16 protein-coding genes are annotated in these 17351 nt (G+C 50.2%); 6 read left to right on the forward strand and 10 right to left on the reverse strand.

Going from position 1 to position 17351, the window contains the following annotated elements:
• Positions 1-77 precede the first annotated feature (77 nt).
• From Q0612_RS03080 to pth, 3 genes are all read left to right on the forward strand, one after another.
• Positions 78-1037 carry a ribose-phosphate pyrophosphokinase gene (locus Q0612_RS03080; RefSeq protein ID WP_298880604.1) on the forward strand — a complete coding sequence of 320 codons (960 nt, stop codon included), beginning with the start codon at positions 78-80 and terminating at the stop codon, positions 1035-1037.
• 87 nt (positions 1038-1124) lie between these two features.
• Complete coding sequence (locus Q0612_RS03085; protein ID WP_298880607.1) at positions 1125-1934, forward strand: polysaccharide deacetylase family protein; 810 nt, start codon at positions 1125-1127, stop codon at positions 1932-1934.
• Complete coding sequence (pth, locus tag Q0612_RS03090) at positions 1931-2527, forward strand: aminoacyl-tRNA hydrolase (protein ID WP_298880611.1); 597 nt, start codon at positions 1931-1933, stop codon at positions 2525-2527. The genes Q0612_RS03085 and pth overlap by 4 nt, the downstream gene beginning before the upstream one ends.
• Before the next feature lie 77 nt (positions 2528-2604).
• Here the strand turns inward: pth and Q0612_RS03095 are convergent, their stop codons facing one another.
• The 7 genes from Q0612_RS03095 to Q0612_RS03125 all read right to left on the reverse strand — a co-directional run bounded on the left by Q0612_RS03095 (position 2605) and on the right by Q0612_RS03125 (position 7549).
• Positions 2605-3504 (reverse strand): hypothetical protein, encoded by a 900-nt coding sequence (locus Q0612_RS03095; protein ID WP_298880614.1) that lies wholly within the window; start codon positions 3502-3504, stop codon positions 2605-2607.
• Entirely contained in the window at positions 3494-3958 is a 465-nt protein-coding gene (locus tag Q0612_RS03100; protein ID WP_298880617.1) for a hypothetical protein, read from the reverse strand. The genes Q0612_RS03095 and Q0612_RS03100 overlap by 11 nt, the downstream gene beginning before the upstream one ends.
• Complete coding sequence (locus Q0612_RS03105) at positions 3900-4271, reverse strand: hypothetical protein (RefSeq protein ID WP_298880620.1); 372 nt, start codon at positions 4269-4271, stop codon at positions 3900-3902. Before Q0612_RS03105 ends, Q0612_RS03100 begins: the two co-directional genes overlap by 59 nt.
• Positions 4261-4722 (reverse strand): hypothetical protein, encoded by a 462-nt coding sequence (locus tag Q0612_RS03110; protein ID WP_298880623.1) that lies wholly within the window; start codon positions 4720-4722, stop codon positions 4261-4263. The genes Q0612_RS03105 and Q0612_RS03110 overlap by 11 nt, the downstream gene beginning before the upstream one ends.
• The gene (locus Q0612_RS03115; RefSeq protein WP_298880626.1) at positions 4715-5098 is read right to left on the reverse strand and encodes a type II secretion system protein; all 384 of its coding nucleotides are present in this window, start codon (positions 5096-5098) and stop codon (positions 4715-4717) included. Before Q0612_RS03115 ends, Q0612_RS03110 begins: the two co-directional genes overlap by 8 nt.
• A gap of 17 nt (positions 5099-5115) precedes the next feature.
• On the reverse strand, positions 5116-6156 hold the full coding sequence (locus tag Q0612_RS03120) for a type II secretion system F family protein (protein ID WP_298880629.1): 1041 nt from the start codon (positions 6154-6156) through the stop codon (positions 5116-5118).
• A 205-nt stretch (positions 6157-6361) separates the two neighbouring features.
• Entirely contained in the window at positions 6362-7549 is a 1188-nt protein-coding gene (locus Q0612_RS03125; protein WP_298880631.1) for an MFS transporter, read from the reverse strand.
• A gap of 258 nt (positions 7550-7807) precedes the next feature.
• Between Q0612_RS03125 and Q0612_RS03130 the strand changes: the two genes are divergently transcribed.
• Positions 7808-7996 (forward strand): hypothetical protein, encoded by a 189-nt coding sequence (locus Q0612_RS03130; protein WP_298880633.1) that lies wholly within the window; start codon positions 7808-7810, stop codon positions 7994-7996.
• Positions 7997-8103: 107 nt separating this feature from the next.
• On the opposite strand, the gene ftsH is transcribed toward Q0612_RS03130, so the two are convergent.
• Positions 8104-9954, reverse strand: coding sequence for an ATP-dependent zinc metalloprotease FtsH (ftsH, locus tag Q0612_RS03135; RefSeq protein WP_367181686.1), 1851 nt, complete (start codon positions 9952-9954; stop codon positions 8104-8106).
• 226 nt (positions 9955-10180) lie between these two features.
• Here ftsH and pyc point away from each other — a divergent pair, with 226 nt between their 5' ends.
• The gene (pyc, locus tag Q0612_RS03140) at positions 10181-13621 is read left to right on the forward strand and encodes a pyruvate carboxylase (protein ID WP_298880637.1); all 3441 of its coding nucleotides are present in this window, start codon (positions 10181-10183) and stop codon (positions 13619-13621) included.
• 171 nt (positions 13622-13792) lie between these two features.
• Positions 13793-15322, forward strand: a complete 1530-nt coding sequence (locus tag Q0612_RS03145; protein ID WP_298880642.1) for a hypothetical protein — start codon at positions 13793-13795, stop codon at positions 15320-15322.
• 120 nt (positions 15323-15442) lie between these two features.
• Here the strand turns inward: Q0612_RS03145 and galE are convergent, their stop codons facing one another.
• Both galE and galU read right to left on the reverse strand, forming a co-directional pair.
• Complete coding sequence (galE, locus tag Q0612_RS03150; protein WP_298880645.1) at positions 15443-16432, reverse strand: UDP-glucose 4-epimerase GalE; 990 nt, start codon at positions 16430-16432, stop codon at positions 15443-15445.
• Positions 16433-16435: 3 nt separating this feature from the next.
• Complete coding sequence (gene galU, locus Q0612_RS03155) at positions 16436-17317, reverse strand: UTP--glucose-1-phosphate uridylyltransferase GalU (RefSeq protein WP_298880647.1); 882 nt, start codon at positions 17315-17317, stop codon at positions 16436-16438.
• Between the last annotated feature and the right edge of the window lie 34 nt (positions 17318-17351).

Raw genomic sequence — 17351 nt, forward strand, 5'->3', positions numbered from 1 at the left:
TGTATAATTAAATTTAAGTAAAGTTTTGCTCATCGCACCAGCAAACTACAACAAGGTAATTTTGGAGGGATTTGGACATGTTGTCTGACGAGAATAAGTTAAGAATATTTACCGGTAATGCAAACCCTGATCTGGCACGCGAAATCGCTGCTTACCTCGGAACCACCGTTGGTGATTCCGTAGTTAACCGTTTCAACAACGGCGAAGTTCAGGTAATGATTAACGAAAGTGTACGCGGCAAGGATATTTTCATTGTACAACCTACCTGCGGCCCTATCGTTAATGACAACGTAATGGAGCTTTTGATTATGGCTGATGCCTTCAAACGCGCCAGCGCTAACCACATCACTGCTGTTATTCCTTACTATGGCTATGCACGCCAGGACCGCAAAGCACGCGGCCGTGAGCCTATCACTGCTAAGCTGATGGCAGACCTGCTGGAAACCGCAGGCATTACCCGTGTAGTAACCATCGACCTGCACGCTGCACAAATTCAAGGCTTCTTCAACATCCCCTTTGACCATATGCCCGGCGGCCCGCTGATGGCAGAATACATTAAATCCAAGCATCTGGAAGACATGGTTGTTATCTCTCCGGACCTTGGTGGCGTAAGCCGTGCCCGCAATTTCGCTGAAATGCTGAATGCACCGCTGGCTATCATCGACAAACGTCGTCCGGAACCCGGCGTTGCTGAGGTTATGAACCTGATCGGCGACGTTAAAGGCAAAACCTGCATCATGGTAGACGACATGGTTGATACCGCAGGCTCCCTGACCGAAGGCGCTCGCGCTCTGAAGAAATTCGGTGCTAAAGAAGTATATGCATGCTGCACTCACCCGATTCTGACCGATCCGGCACTGTCCCGCATTGCACAATCCGATATCACCGAGCTGGTTGTTACCAACACCATTCCTCTGGCTCCTTCCAAAAAGCACCCGAAAATTAAGGTGCTCTCCATTGCGCCGATTCTGGCAGAAACCATTCTGCGCATCTACAATGACTGGTCTGTAAGCCAATTATTCGATACCAAACACTAAGCGTAATATAAAAAGGCTTGCCTCTGGCAAGCCTTTTTGTTATGATTAAAGCCGGCAAAACTACCGGCTTTAATATTTGGAGTAATTATGCGTATCATTTATCTTCTTATCATCTGTTCCCTTGCCAGCGTACTGCTGCTGTGGCTGGGGATATACAAAAAAATCAGCAGAAAAACCGCAGCTGTCGGCGCTGCTCTCAGCCTTGCGCTTGCAGGCGCGCTGCTCTTGCTCGCCGTACTTCCGGGCAACAGCTTTTATGGCAAGGTTATAACACATGCGGAAAATACCCACGGGCGCAAGCTCATTGCCCTCACCTTTGACGACGGCCCTTATCCGCCCTATACCCAGAAGCTGCTCAAGCTTTTGGCTGCCAAAAATGTGCATGCCACCTTCTTTATGGTTGGCGAAAACGCTGCCAAGCATCCGGAAACAGTAAAGCTCGTCCAGGCACAAGGACACCTGATTGCTCTGCATGCAGGCTATCACAAGGATTTGCTTAAGCTCAGCAGCAGTGAGGCTGCCGCCAACATCGCCTACGGCAAGGAAACGCTGCAAAGCATCACCGGTACTGCACCACAATATATGCGTCCGCCACACGGCTTCAAGGACTGGAGCACTGTCAAGGCTATCAATGATGCAGGTATGCAGATAGTAAACTGGAGCATCATTCCCCGCGACTGGACGAACCCCGGCGTGCAGGTAATCGCCGACAGAGTCTGCGAGAACGCAGCCCCCGGTGCTATTGTCCTGCTGCATGATGGTGACAGTCCCAAAAACTCCGCACCGCGCGACCAGACGATTGAGGCAGTCGGCTTCATCATCGACCGCCTGCGTGCAGAGGGATATGAATTCGTCACCATCGAAGAACTTAATAAACAAAAAGGAGCAACAATATGAAACTAATTGTCGGCCTTGGCAATATCGGCCGCGAATACGAAAATACCCGTCACAACATCGGCTTTATGGTAGTTGACGAGCTGGCACGCCGTCTTGGTGTGAGCTTCGGCAAGGAGGACCGCAATGCTTATATGGCAGAATACCGCGCTCCCGAAAAAATCCTCATCATCAAGCCTACCACCTACATGAACCTCAGCGGTGTTGCCGTAGGTGCCTACGCCAACTTCTATCACATCGACCCGGATGATATCGCTGTTATTCAGGATGATATGGATATGCCCGTAGGCCAGCTGCGCATCCGCCGCAAGGGCAGCGCCGGCGGTCACAATGGTATCAAATCCATTACCGAGCATTTGGGAACCGACGCCTACCCGCGCTTTAAAATCGGCATCGGCCACCCGGCACGCAACAACAAGGCAGTTGTCAACCATGTACTGCATGCCTTCCAGGGCGAGGACAAAACCGCTATCGAAGCGGCAGTAGCAGAAATGGCCACTGCGCTGGAGGAATGGATTAAATCCGACGACATCGAAGAGGTTATGCAGGCCCACAACAAGAAAAAGCCTAAGGCTGAAAAACCTGCGGCTGAATAAGCAATGCAAAAGAACTAGCTGGAGCTTATAAAAAGCTCAGGCTAGTTCTTTTTGATTATGCAATGTATTCAGCAAAATTATAAGTAGTTAAAGTATGGTGTCAGCATCGGTTCAACGGCACCTGTATCAGGAGTAAGGTCCGCACTTCCCTCAATGACTATTTTATCTGCCATAACAAAGCCATTCAGCTGACAGCCCTCGCAAATAGTTACCTTTCCCTTCGCCAGCACCAGCGCCTGCGCCATCCTTGTGCCAGCACCCAGCTTAATATTACCATTTTCGCTGATAAGCACCAAACGGTCAGGATAATAGGAGCCTTCGGCAGTAGTAATCGAATAAGGATTTACTATCATCGTAGGACCATGCAAGCCTTCCGTACCCAAAGAGAGAGAGTTGTTATTCCTCAGATAGTAAAAGCGGGCACTGAGGCCAACTTCCGCCACCGCCTTCTTATTCAGCACACCGGGACATTTATTCCGCAAAAAGCTCATCTGCGGCAGCCTTACTTCTTCTGTGCTTGTATATAACGCTGCCTGCTGCAGATATTCGCCGCCTGTCAGCGAGCGTCCTGCAAGGACGCTCTTAGCTGCCAGAGCCTGCATTTGCGGACCAAAGCTCACCCTGATACGATGCAGCCGCTGTACTGCGCCAGCATGATTAGCGGCTGCTGCTGTAACCTTCAGGTAATCTATAAATCCGTCTGAGCTGTAAATGCTTTCACTTGTCACCGTCACCGGTTCACTGTCCGGCTGCAGCTCTCCCTCATAGCAAAGCTGCTTGCCTGCCGGCCGCGGCTCCTGCCCTATGGCCTGCAATACGGAGCTGCACAACAGCCTTAGCTGCTGTTCCCGCAGATAATCCTTCTCTGATTCATAACCCCTGACTGCATAAAGCAGGCTTAGCTGAGCACTGACTGCCAAAAGCAGCGCTGCCAACAGGCAGGGTAGTGATATACTGCCCTTAGCGCTATACATCATCTGCTATCCTCGCATTATAACAAATAAGATAACGCTTCACCTGCAGCTGTCGCCCATTCCTGCTCAGCTTAAAGCTTATGCACAGTAGCTGCGGCGAACACCGCTGTATCCGCCAATCAGTAACGACTACGCCCTCTAAAGAAACAGGATTTACGCCCGTGCCGTTATTTTTACGCGTCTTTTTGTACAAGCCCTGCTTATCGCTGTAAATAGTAACACGTTTGCAGGCATCAATCATCGTACAGGTTATCTGGCCATTCTCCTGCAGTCTGATGAGTCGCTGTGCATCATAACAAATAATCTTTTCCAGCTGCGTCAAAATATGACGTTTCGCTTCCTGCAGCTGCAATTCATCCTGCAAGCGTCCAAAGCTATAGGCAATGGCGCCTGTTGCTCTAAAAACGAGCGTCGCCAGTGCCACCGTCAACAGCAGTCCCAGCAGCACCTCCAGCAACAGATAGCCTCTCTGCCGTCGGCATCGCCCGTATAAGCTTAACCTTGACCTTGCCATAGACTGCCTGCACCTCCTGCATCGTTAAACCATCTATACTGCCAGTTTCCAGCTTTTGTGTCACTACAAACCTGCCACTGTACTCCTCGCCTGCCAGCACCTGCCAGGAAGCAAGCGCAGCCTGCTGATGCTCCCTGCTTTGCTGCAGCAGCCAGCTGCTGCGGTAAAAGCACTGCACCGCTGAAGCAAGTAATAATGCCGTCAGGCAAAAGCACACCAACTCCTGCACCAGACAAAAGCCCCTGCTATTTTTCATAAACAGTCACCCTGCCTGTAACCGGCTGAACTGTCAGCCAAAAAAGCACACCCGGAAGCTGCTGATGCTCCAGGCTATAGCCACCACTGACACTAGGACTGCCATTTTCATCATAGCTTAACGACTTCATCTGTGCTTCGCACGTCAGACTGATTGTCGGCTCTAACCTTACACGCTTCCAGACCTTCTGTTCACGGTAAATCCTGTAACCATGCTTATCATTACCGCTTACTTTCAAAGTATAAGCATAATTTTCCGGCTGGAATATCGTGCGCTGCTGCACCTGCCTGATATCAGCAGACAACAGATAGGCAGCATAGCGCAGCTGCTGCTTGTAGTACTGCCGCTGCAGCATCTGGCTGCCAGGATAGAGCATTGCAGCAAAAGCTCCCAGGCACCCTATAGCCAGCAAAAGCTCTAGTAATAAATAGCCGCCGGCCTTATTATTCACCGCTACCAGCTTTGCTGCCCGGGGAGGTTACGGCCTCACCCTTGCTGTTCTTGCCGCTGAGCGTATAAGTACCGTCAGTTGTATTAGGTGTATATGTCAGAGTTTCACCCTTGGCATCCTTGAATTCCAGCTTGCCGCCCAGATATTCACTGTCCAATGTAGTCAGCTCTGCCGGCACCGTGCCTGCATCCATCTTATACAGCTGAATTGCCTGGTCAATGGTTACCAGATCATTTTGCAGACGGGCATTCTTCACTCTGTCATTAGCACCTGAAAGTGAAGGCAGCAGCATTGTCGCCATAATACCAATCAGAGCGGCCGCCGCCACTACCTCAATCAAAGTAAAGCCACCTTGTTTACGCATTGTCTTTAACACTATCGCACCTCCTGAATTTACTCCGGCATTGCCGAAAGCATCTCAAATAGCGGACCGATAACTATGCAGACGATTCCCGCTATGATAATCGCTGCCACCAGAAGCAGTAATGGCACCAACAGCTCCTGCAGCCTGCCAAGCTGCTGCTGCAGACGCTGCTCACCGGCCGTTACTGCTTCCTGCAGCATTTGCGGCAGATAACCTGTAGACGCGCCCACGCACACCAGCTCCAGCATCAGCGGCGAAAAAAGCTCCTTGGCGCCGCCTGCAGCCTGCTCAATGGCAATGCCGCGCTGCAGCCTGCTGTTCAGCAGGCGCAGCTGCTGGGCATATTGCTCATCTTCTATGGTATCTGTCACAATTGCTACCGCTCTTGTTATGCCAACACCGCTTTCCAAAAGCAGTGCCAGCAATCTGCAAAAGCGTACTTCTAATAAAAGGCCATGAAAATTACCGCTCAGACGACTACGTAAAAACCAGCGCAGCAACTTGCGTCCCATTAGCAGCAGAATGCCTGTTACCGCTGCCGCACAGAGCACCGCCAACAGTGGCTGCTGCAGCAAGCCGTCCTTCAGCGCCAGCAATAAAGCTAACGTGCCCCTCGGACGCACGCCCATAGCGCTGTAGGTATCGGCAAGTACCGGCAGGATATATAGCAAAAACAGCAGCAGCACACCAACGGAAGCTACCAGCAAAAATGCCGGATAGGTCACAGCCCGCTGCACAAAACGCCGCAGTTGCAGTTGCCTGCTGTAATAAGCGTCCAGCTGCTCCAGCAGTGTGGCCAGCTCACCGCTCTCCTCGCCCACAGCCACCAGCGTAACTGCCAGGTGACTGCAGCAGGCAGGTTCTGCTGCTAAAGCCTGCGCCAGGCTGCTGCCACGGCGCAGCCTTTGCTGCAGGCGGTAGCAAAGCAGCATCTGCTTAGCGCTGCCATGCTTTTGCAAAAGCTGCAGCGCATGCAGCAGCGGCAGGCCGCTGCGCAGGATAACTGCTAACTGACGGTAGAAGCTGATTTGCTCTGCCAGGCTCACGCCTCCTCTAAGCTTAATTTTCATCACCTCCACATGGCCGATTATAGTCTATTAGCGAATTTTCTGTCTAATTTGTTTTGTCACATATGTGAAATCTGCGCATCAAAGCAATGGCTATTTTGTGAATTTAAGCAAAAAAAACTCTGTAAGCCCCTTAATTCAAGGCTTACAGAGTTTCGTAAACTAATAAAAATATAAGATTTTTTGTGGTCCTTCAGACGAAAATGGCCTATACAATAGCATTCTGCTCATGACCATGACGCAGCCAAACGCTGACACTGATGGCAAAAAGGATAACGCCTGCTACAACAAAAAGGCTTTGCAGCGGTGCATAGGTAGCAATGGCTCCGCCAATCAAAGGACCTACCATAGAGCCGAACTGCTGCGCACTGAACATAAAGCCAAAAACGCGTCCGCGCTGGTCGGTAGATGTATTGCTGGCCAAAATAGCACTCAGCGAAGGCTGAATACCGGCACAGCACAATCCGTAGCAAAAATTGCAGACGCAGAACAAAAGCAAGGTCTGCGGTAATGCTACTAACGCACTCATCAGACCGGAAAGCAGCGTAGCAGCGCACAACGCTTTATAAAAGCCGTGCTCCTGCCCGAAGCGTCCCCAGCTTGGAGCAGTAATAGCGCTGGCAACACCTACGAGTGAAAAGGCCACACCAGAAAGAAACATAATATTGCCATCACCATGGCTCAGCTCTGCCACATAAAGGCTCAAAATCGGCTGAATCAGCAGAATAACCATCTGAGCTACAGCAATATAAACCAGCGTTTCACGAATTACAGGCTGCTGCAAAAGCTGTACCTGCGGCTTGTCCGCAAGCTTTTTTGGCTCCGCCTTCGGTGGCTCGGGAATGTAGAACATAAATACCAGCGTAATAATCGTCAGCAACCCACCTGCAACGAAGAATGAAGCACGCATGCCAAACAGTGTTGCCAGTGAACCGCCGACTAGCGGACCGATGACATTGCCACAGGTCAGTCCCGCCTGCATAATGCCTAGGCTCACGCCCAGCTTTTCCATCGGCACCAGGCTTGTAGCAATCGCCAGGCACGCACTCCACAATCCGGCAGCAAAGCCCTGCAGCACACGCACGCCAAACATCTGCTCCGGTGTGGTTACTATGCCGCCCAGAAAGTATGACAGCGCCAGGCCTGCACCCGCACGCACCGCCATCATCTTTTTGCCGCGCGTATCAGCCATTTTGCCCCAGATAGGTGCCATGATACCGCCAATCAGAAAGGTTATGGAAAAAATCGCGCCGTTCCACATTTTTACATCATCCGCGCTCACTCCCAGCTCGTTCATCAGATACATCGGCAAAAAGGGAATGAGCATGGTATAGCCTGCGGCCATCAGCACGACATTAGCCGTGAGGATAGCCAGAATAAGCTTCCAGTTTTTCATAAAAATCCACCTCAAAACAAAAACCAAATCATACAATAGTAATAAATTATTATAACGCTAAGGCCGTTTTTATGCAAATAAAAATCTGTAATACAGCCTTAATTGTATAATAAAATTACGCTTAGGGAAATTAGCTCTGCCTCAACAGAAAAAATATATAAAAGTGTACCAAAACAGTATCAACACAACAAAACAGAACGCCGAAACCCGCTTGCCTAACGGATTTTCAGCGTTCTGTCTGTTTTTGGAGGAGAAAATATGAATTTGCTTAAAAAGCAAATAGCAGCTTGTTTAAAAGTAGAGGAGCTAACCAATGCACTTAAGGAAATTGTCAAGGTCAAAGGTCAAGGCTGCAATGCAAAATCAGGAAGGGACGATATACATTGGTTAGCCATCACTAACTTCATGATTATTGTAGCACATATTTCTATAGTTAGCAATAGCTAATTTTAATTTTTTTTATTTTTTTCCGCGATTAATGCCGCTTGCAAAAAAAACAACGCAGTCACGTTGCCGTTTTACGGAATACATAACTGCGTTTAAGCTTGTAATTGTTATACTTCCGGAGTTTTCTCCTCTGCATCTTCCTTAGCCTGCTCCTGCTGCAGCAAAGCCATAAACTGCTCACCGGTAATAGTTTCCTTTTCCAGCAGGTACTGCGCCAGGACATCAAGCTTTTCCCTGTTGTCCTGCAAAATAATACGCGCCTTTGCGTGCGCCTCCTTAATCAACGCCAAAACCTTGGCATCAATCTTGCCGGCCGTCATTTCACTGCACTGCAGGGCAGCGTCACCGCCCAGATAACGGTTGGCCACAACCTCGGTAGCCATCATATCAAATTCTTCCGTCATACCCAGACGTGTTACCATGCTGCGTGCCAGCTTGGTTGCCTGCTCAATATCATTGGAAGCACCGCTGGTAATGCTGCCGAAAACAACCTCCTCGGCACTGCGGCCGCCGGTCATGGTTACAATCTTGTTGAACAGCTCTTCCTTGGTCATCAGCACGCTATCGTTTTCGCTGATTTGCATGGTGTAGCCCAAAGCGCCGTTAGTACGCGGAATAATAGTAATCTTATGCACCGGAGCACTGTGCTTCTGCATAGCAGCAACAAGTGCATGGCCAATTTCGTGGTAGGCAATAACTTTTTTCTCTGCGGGAGAAATTACCGCACCCTTACGCTGATAACCGGCGATAACGGTTTCAATGGATTCCTCCAGATCTTCCTGCTCCACTACGTTACGATGCATTTTTACGGCGCGCAACGCACCTTCATTGATAATATTGGCAAGCTCCGCACCGCTGGCTCCGGCTGTTGCCCGCGCCAACGTGCCATAGTCGATATTGTCTGCCATATGCACGTTACGTGCATGAACCTTCAGGATAGCCTCACGGCCCTTAAGATCAGGCAGCTCAACAGGAATACGGCGGTCAAAACGTCCCGGACGCAGCAGCGCCTTGTCCAAAGATTCCGGACGGTTGGTAGCTGCTAAGATGACTACGCCCTTGCTGCCGTCAAAGCCGTCCATTTCGCTCAGCAGCTGATTCAACGTCTGCTCGCGTTCATCATTGCCGCCGAACTGACCGTTATCACGGCGTTTACCGATAGCATCAATTTCATCGATAAATACTATGCAAGGTGCCTTTTCCTGCGCCTGTTTGAACAAATCGCGCACACGGGCAGCGCCCATGCCGACGAACATTTCTACAAATTCACTGCCGCTGATGCTGAAGAACGGCACCTTGGCTTCGCCTGCTACCGCACGCGCCAGCAAGGTTTTACCCGTACCGGGAGGGCCTACCAGCAATGCACCCTTCGGCATGTTGGCACCGATATCCTTGTACTTGCCGGGATTATGCAGAAAATCTACCAGCTCCATCAGCGCTTCTTTGGCCTCATCCTGACCTGCTACATCGGCAAAGCTTTTGCCAGTCTGCGCTTCCACATAGACCTTGGCATTACTCTTGCCGAAGCTCATAGCGTTACCGCCCATACGCTTGCCCATGAAGTACATAAATAACTGTCCCAAGCCAAAGAAAATCAGAATCGGCAGTACCCAATTTGTGAAAAATGTTACAAGCGGACTTTGTTCCTTAGGCACAACCTGCGTAAATTCTACCTTACTCTTCATCAGGCGGTTGGCCAGCTCCGGGTCCTCCACCCTGCCGGTAACATAAATTTCCTTTTCGTTGTTCTTATCAACCGCAGCCAGACGCTTATCGGTAATTTCTACCTTAGATACCTTGCCTTCATCCACCATCTGAAGAAAATTATTATAGGAAACCTCCTTCATTTTCGGGTTGAAGAACATTGGCATGATTACGGAATTGAATACCAGAATCAAAACCAGCATCAGCATATAATAATACGTCAATGGCCGTTTTTTATCATTGTTATCGTTCATCATTTCATCTCCTCGCTATGCTTTATAAGTATTATTGTATACCTATTTATAGCAATAAACAAACGAAAAAAATGTGAAGCTGATTGTATAGTCAACACAAAAAGTGTTAAAAAATCACACTCTCCCAGTCCCCTGCAAGAATACTTGTATACATGCGTCCTATCCCTTGAATTTACATGCCGTTTTCTATACAATTAGCATGTAACTATCTAAGGAGGTCAAACTTATGCCTAAAATCAATACAGTTTTAGTTGCTAACCGCGGCGAAATCGCCATCCGTGTTTTTCGCGCCTGCAACGAATTAGGAATCCGTACTGTTGCTATATATTCCAAGGAGGACACCCTGTCCCTGCATCGCAACAAAGCCGACGAGGCCTACATGGTAGGCGAAGGCAAAAGTCCGACCGACGCTTATCTTGATATCGAAGACATTCTGCGCGTAGCTAAGGAACACGACGTAGATGCCATCCATCCAGGTTATGGCTTTTTATCTGAAAACAGCAATTTAGCTCGCCGCTGTGCTGAGGAAGGACTGATTTTCATAGGCCCCCGTCTGGAGCACCTGGTAATGTTCGGCGACAAAATCAACGCCCGTAAACAGGCCGAGCTGGCAGGCATCCCCATGATTCCCGGCAGCAAGGGCACAGTAAACAGCCTCGATGAGGTACTGGCCTTTGGTGAAAAATGCGGCTATCCTATCATCATTAAAGCAGTCAACGGCGGCGGCGGCCGTGGTATGCGCGTTGTTCACAGCGCCGAAGAGGCTGTAACTGCCTACGACATGGCTAAAAGTGAAGCTAAAAAAGCCTTTGGCAATGATGAAATATATCTGGAAAAATATCTGCAGAACCCCAAGCACATTGAAGTGCAGATCATCGGTGATACCCACGGCAATTTAATGCATCTGTTCGAGCGCGACTGCTCCGTACAGCGCCGCCACCAGAAGCTGGTTGAAATTGCTCCGGCCTTCGCTCTGCCTATAGAACAACGCAAAGCTATCTGCGCCGCTGCTGTCAAGCTGATGAAAAATGTTGACTACATCAGCGCCGGCACTGTAGAATTTTTGGCTACGCCTGACGGCAAGTTCTACTTCATTGAGGTTAATCCCCGCATTCAGGTTGAGCACACCGTTACCGAGCAGATTACCGGTATAGACATTGTGCAGACACAAATCAAGATTGCCGAGGGCTACAACCTGCACGGTCTGGAAATCGCCCTGCCGCAGCAAGATGAGCTGACCACTATCGGCCATGCTATCCAATGCCGTATTACCACTGAGGACCCGTCCAACAACTTTATGCCAGATACCGGCAAGCTGATTACCTACCGCAGCGGCGGCGGCTTCGGCATCCGTCTGGACGGTGGCAATGCCTTCACCGGCTCCGTCATTACTCCGTACTACGATTCTCTGCTGGTTAAGGCTACCACCTGGGGCCTTACGCACCAGATTGCAATTACCAAGATGCTACGCTGCTTAAAAGAATTCCGTATCCGCGGCGTTAAGACTAATATCAAATTTTTGGAAAATGTACTGCAGAACCCGCATTTCATCAAGGGCGATTACACAACCGACTTTGTTGACAATACACCGGAGCTGTTCGTCTTCGAAAAAACACTGGACCGTGGTAATAAGCTGCTGAACTATATTGCTGATATCACCGTCAACGGCTATTCCAACGTCGGCGTACAGCCGAAGCCGGACTTCGCCCCTCTGAATATGCCCAAACCCTACAACGGCATTCTGGCGTTGGGTGCTAAGCACGTTCTGGATACCCGCGGACCTGAAGGTCTGGCTGAATGGGTACTGGCACAGCAGGAGGTTCTGCTCACCGACACCACCTTCCGTGATGCGCATCAGTCCCTCTTTGCAACCCGTCTGCGTACTGCCGATATGCTGCGCGTTATGCGCGACACCGCCGGCAAACTGCCCGGACTCTTCTCCTTTGAATGCTGGGGCGGCGCTACCTTTGACGTAGCATATCGCTTCCTCGATGAAAGCCCCTGGCAGCGTCTGGCACAGTTCCGTCAGGCTGCACCGAACATTCTCTTCCAGATGCTGCTGCGCGGTGCCAACGCCGTAGGCTACACCAGCTATCCGGATAATGTTGTTAAGCAGTTCATCAAGCTGGCAGCCAAGAACGGTATCGACGTTTTCCGTATCTTCGACAGCCTCAACGGTCTGGACAATATGCGCCTGTCCATTGACACCGTCCGCGAATGCGGTAAGGTGGCAGAGGCAGCACTGTGCTACACCGGTGATATTCTCGACCCCAACCGCGATAAATACGATTTGCATTACTACATCAATATGGCTAAGGAGCTGGAAAAAGCCGGCGCCAACATCATCGCCATCAAGGATATGGCCGGCCTGCTGAAACCGGAAGCAGCTTACCGCCTTGTAAGCAGCCTCAAATCCTATGTCAACGTGCCTATTCATCTGCACACCCACGAGGGCAGCGGCAACGCTATCTACACCTACGCGCGTGCAATTGATGCCGGCGTTGATATCGTAGATACTGCTATGAGCGCTATGAGCAACGGTACCTCCCAACCCAGCGGCAGCAGCCTGTACTACGCTCTCAGCGGCCATCCGCGCCAACCGCGTCTTGATGTAGATGCTATGAACGAGCTGTCCCGTTATTGGGAAACCGTGCGCCCCTACTACAAGGCAGCCGACAGAACCGAAAACTTCCCCAACCCCGAGGTCTACGTACACGAAATGCCTGGCGGACAATATACCAACCTCAAGCAGCAGGCGCAGGCTCTGGGCCTCATCCATCGCTGGGAGGAAATCAAGGATATGTATCACCGCGTATCCATGATGTTCGGCGATTTAATCAAGGTTACTCCGTCCTCCAAGGTTGTCGGTGATATGGCACTCTTCATGGTGCAGAACGACCTGACGGAAGAAGACGTTTACGCTAAGGGCGATATTCTGGACTTCCCGGCCTCCGTTGTGGAATTCTTCGAAGGACGCATCGGCACTCCGTACCAGGGCTTCCCCGAAAAGCTGCAGAAGCTGGTGCTCAAGGGACGCACTCCCATCAGCGAGCGTCCGGGCGCTGTCCTGCCTCCGGTAGATTTTGAGGATGTACGTGCTAAGCTCAAGGAGCTGGATGCACCTACTACGGACGAAGCAGTGAGCGCTTACTGCCTCTATCCGAAAGTATTCACCGACTGGGTAAACCGTTACAACCAATTCGGTGATGTATCCGTTCTCGATACTCCTACCTTCTTCTTCGGCATGACGCCGGGCGAGGTTATCAAGGTTGAGATTGAACAGGGCAAAGTGCTCGTTATCAAGCTGGACCACATCTCCGAAGCCAACGCTGCCGGTATGCGTACCGTCTTCTTCGAATTCAACGGTCTGCCGCGTGAAATCGAAATCAAGGACCGCAACGCCAAAACTACCACTGTTACCCGCAAGAAAGCCGAAAAAGGCAATATGGGTGAAATCGGCGCTTCCCTTTCCGGCTCCGTTGTCAAGGTGCTGGTAGAAAAGGGCCAGTCCGTTACCAAAGGCACTCCGCTGATTGTTACCGAAGCTATGAAGATGGAAACCACGCTTTCGGCACCGATTTCCGGCATCGTCAGCGCTATCCATGTAGCTGCAGGCGAACGCGTAGAAAGCGGCGACTGCCTCCTGGAAATCAAAACTCAAATGTAAATTATATACGCTTAAAATTAAGGCTGCTGACGTGGTGGATTTCCACCACTACAGCAGCCTTATTTTTTTGCTGGTCATTATTTTTGCTCTATGTTATGATATAGTTATTCTTTGCTTTTTTAAGAACAGCATTATTTGCTGCAAGACATATTTTTATTACGAGGTGAGCACATGAAACAGACAATCTATCAATTCGTAAACAGCCATCTGGACGAGCATGGCCGCTTTACAGCTACTGACCTGTGCGATGACCGCTACGCCACCATTCCCCGTCCCCTTGGCTCCGAAGATGCCTTTCACTATACAATGGGCAACCTGCCCAATCCCAATTCCGCCAGTGTGCTGCTCAAGCTTCTGCAAGCTTATATGCAGGAGCCTACAACCCAGCAACGCAGCAGACTGTACAATGAGCTGAAGGGCATGGCCTTCGCGGAATATTGCGACCCCTTTATTGAAGCCTTAGACCAAAATGACATTAACGCCGTAGCCTATGACCTGGCGCGCCGCTTTTTCTACAACGCAGATGGACGTGAGCAGGTAAAATTTGCTATCTTGATTTTCGGTATGTACGGCATGGAAAAAATTTGTCATCAGGATCAGAAGCTTTGGCAGGATTTGCTGCGCATAGCACACTGCGAAGAATTTACCTTCGCCTTTTTATATGCCTGCCGCATAACCAACTTTAACCCGCAAAACGCTATTTGGGAGCTTATCCACTGCACCAGCGGCTGGGGTAAGGTTTTCAGCATTATCGACTGCCACTGCCGCGATGAGGAAGAACGCCTCTGGCTATTGCAAAACGGACCGGACATCGACGTAGAATATCCACCGCTCTCCGTAAAATTCATCCGTGAAACACATTTGGAAGAACTGGTAGCGCAACCGCTCAGCTACGAGAATTATAAAAATGCAATTTTCATCGTAGGCAATTATCTGGTTATGCTTAACCACTTCCCGGCAGAGGTGATTGAAGAGCAGTTCAATATCAGCGACATCCATCTGAACAAGCTGCTTACCTGTCTGCTTGACCAGGCTGAAGCGCATGTCAGCAAGCCGGAAGACGTGCTTGATTTAATCAGCTATGTTACAACACTGCAGGACCTTTGCAAAGAACAGAATCATATGCAGTTGACCTTCAACCAATGTCAGGAGCAGATTGCAGCCTGCGAAAAAATCATCTACAGCAAGGACTGGCAGCCAGAAATTGACAGCGATTTAATCAAGGACGATAAGCTTGATTATCAGCTGTGCAATCTGGCAGTAGAGCTGGATATAGACGTATGGCCAAGGCTTTTCGATTTTTGGCTGGCGCATCCGGATGAAACACCGCTGTTCCCCTACCTGCTTTCCTACGAGGGCGAAGGGCGTTCCGAGCGTGTGCTGCGGCAAATTGAAGCAGATCTGCCGCGCTACTGCGTAGAGCAAAACGACCTGCTGGTACCGCTGCGCTATCTCAACACACATCCCGGCCAGAGTGATGCCATTATCTGCGCTGCCTTGGAATCCATCTTCGATTTGCCACGTGGCATCGCCTGCGGCATCATCGATGACTGGGGCCAGGAATTCATCACGCCTGCCATCCGCCACTCGCTGCTTAAGGCACGTCAGCTCAGCAACAATGAGGTGGTCACTGCACGTATCGACTGCCTGCTGGCAGGCAAGCATTTCGACATCGGCAAATTTCTCCACAACCGCAAATAAGCAAACTACAGCCCAAAAGCTGCCTATCCAGACAATAAAACTGCAGCGCATAAAGCAAAACCGGTTTCCTACTAGCTTAAAAGCCAAGGAAACCGGTTTTTTATATGCACTTATTTACTTTTAGCCGCAATAGCCATGCGGATGGCCCTTATGCCACTTCCACGCAGTGCTGATAACCTCATCTACACTGCTGTGCTGCGGCTCCCAACCCAGCTCCTCACGAATTTTAGCCGAAGAAGCAATGAGCACTGCGGGATCACCGGCACGACGCGCCTCCTCCACAACGGGGAAGTCAACGCCGGTAACCTTTTTGGCGCTGTCAATCATCTGGCGTACACTGAAGCCGTTTTCACTGCCCAGATTATACACACGGCTGCTGCCGCCGCTCAAAAGATGTTTGAGTGCCAGCACATGTGCCTTCGCCAAATCGCAGACATGAATATAATCACGCACGCATGTACCGTCAGCCGTCGGATAGTCGGTACCGAAGATAGAAACCTGCTTACGCACGCCCTGCGCTGTTTTCAGAATCAGCGGAATCAGATGGCTTTCGGGACTGTGGTCCTCGCCGATATCGCGCGTCGGGGAAGCACCTGCAGCGTTAAAATAACGCAAAGCCACATAACGCATATCATAGGCATTGTCATAATCCGCCAGCATGCCTTCAATCGCCAGTTTGGTACGGCCGTAAACGTTGGTCGGTGCCAGACGGCTGTCCTCGGTAATAGGTACTGCTTCCGGCTCACCGTAAACAGCTGCGGTAGAAGAAAATACCATGCGGTCCACACCGGCACCACGCATAGCCTCTAAAAGATGCAGGCTGCCTTCAACATTGTTAAAATAATATTTCGCCGGGTCGGTCATAGATTCACCTACCAGACTGCTGGCAGCAAAATGAATTACCGCGTCAATTTTAAACTGCTCCATGATATGCTTGGCAAAACGCACATCATGGATATCACCCTCTACCAGCTGCACCTCGTCCGGCACAGCTGCCTCATGGCCGGTAGAAAAATTATCATAAACAATAGGAGTAAAGCCGCTCTTTTGCAGCTCCTCCACTACATGGGAGCCAATATAACCTGCTCCGCCGGTAACAAGGATATTCATCGCTTATTTGCTCTCCTTGGCAACGATTCCCTGCAGATAATCCAGAAACTTGTCACGCAGGTCAGGACGCTTCAGCGCCATTTCTACAGTTGCCTCCAAGAAGCCCTGCTTATCACCCACATCATAGCGACGTCCTTCAAAATCATAAGCATACATTGCCTGCTCTTTAGCCAAAACCTTGAGTGCATCAGTCAATTGGATTTCATTACCGCGACCAGGCTCAGTTTTTTCCAGAATCGGGAAAATTTCCGGGGTAATTACATAACGTCCCAAAACAGCCAGACGGGAAGGCGCTTCTTCTACCGCAGGCTTTTCTACCATATCATTTACCTTAACAGTGCGTGCTTCACCAGTCGGTTCACCGGCAACAATGCCATAAGCAGATACTTTCTCCTGCGGCACCTCCTGCACACCTAAAACGCTGGCACCGGTTTTATCATAGACATCGATCAGCTGCTTCAGCGCAGGCACCTGGCTGTCAACAACGTCGTCACCCAGCAATACAGCAAAGGGTTCATCGCCCACAAAATGCTTAGCGCACAAAATAGCATGGCCAAGTCCACGCGGTTCCTTTTGGCGGATATAGTGAATGCGAATATCAGAAATTTTGCGAACCAGCTCCAGCTCCTTGATTTTGCCGCTGGCCTCCAGGTTCAGCTCCAGCTCGATGCTGCGGTCGAAATGGTCTTCAATGGCACGCTTGCTGCGGCCGGTAATAATCAGGATATCCTCAATGCCGGAAGCAAGAGCCTCTTCGATAATATATTGGATGGTCGGTTTATCAACAATAGGCAGCATCTCCTTCGGAGTTGCTTTGGTAGCAGGCAAAAAGCGTGTGCCCAGGCCTGCTGCCGGAATAACGGCTTTACGTACAGGTTTAAACATTTAATCTTATCTCCTTTACAGACTCAAATGAAAT

The sequence above is a fragment of the uncultured Phascolarctobacterium sp. genome, from assembly GCF_937920985.1.
In the GTDB taxonomy this organism is placed as follows: domain Bacteria; phylum Bacillota; class Negativicutes; order Acidaminococcales; family Acidaminococcaceae; genus Phascolarctobacterium_A.

Bases quoted from the DNA above. Each gene is read 5' to 3' on its own strand.
- Q0612_RS03080 (WP_298880604.1), top strand. From the start codon at position 78: ATGTTGTCTGACGAGAATAAGTTAAGAATATTTACCGGTAATGCAAAC.
- Q0612_RS03085 (WP_298880607.1), top strand. From the start codon at position 1,125: ATGCGTATCATTTATCTTCTTATCATCTGTTCCCTTGCCAGCGTACTG.
- pth (WP_298880611.1), top strand. From the start codon at position 1,931: ATGAAACTAATTGTCGGCCTTGGCAATATCGGCCGCGAATACGAAAAT.
- Q0612_RS03095 (WP_298880614.1), bottom strand. From the start codon at position 3,504: ATGATGTATAGCGCTAAGGGCAGTATATCACTACCCTGCCTGTTGGCA.
- Q0612_RS03105 (WP_298880620.1), bottom strand. From the start codon at position 4,271: ATGAAAAATAGCAGGGGCTTTTGTCTGGTGCAGGAGTTGGTGTGCTTT.
- Q0612_RS03120 (WP_298880629.1), bottom strand. From the start codon at position 6,156: ATGAAAATTAAGCTTAGAGGAGGCGTGAGCCTGGCAGAGCAAATCAGC.
- Q0612_RS03125 (WP_298880631.1), bottom strand. From the start codon at position 7,549: ATGAAAAACTGGAAGCTTATTCTGGCTATCCTCACGGCTAATGTCGTG.
- Q0612_RS03130 (WP_298880633.1), top strand. From the start codon at position 7,808: ATGAATTTGCTTAAAAAGCAAATAGCAGCTTGTTTAAAAGTAGAGGAG.
- ftsH (WP_367181686.1), bottom strand. From the start codon at position 9,954: ATGAACGATAACAATGATAAAAAACGGCCATTGACGTATTATTATATG.
- pyc (WP_298880637.1), top strand. From the start codon at position 10,181: ATGCCTAAAATCAATACAGTTTTAGTTGCTAACCGCGGCGAAATCGCC.
- Q0612_RS03145 (WP_298880642.1), top strand. From the start codon at position 13,793: ATGAAACAGACAATCTATCAATTCGTAAACAGCCATCTGGACGAGCAT.
- galE (WP_298880645.1), bottom strand. From the start codon at position 16,432: ATGAATATCCTTGTTACCGGCGGAGCAGGTTATATTGGCTCCCATGTA.
- galU (WP_298880647.1), bottom strand. From the start codon at position 17,317: ATGTTTAAACCTGTACGTAAAGCCGTTATTCCGGCAGCAGGCCTGGGC.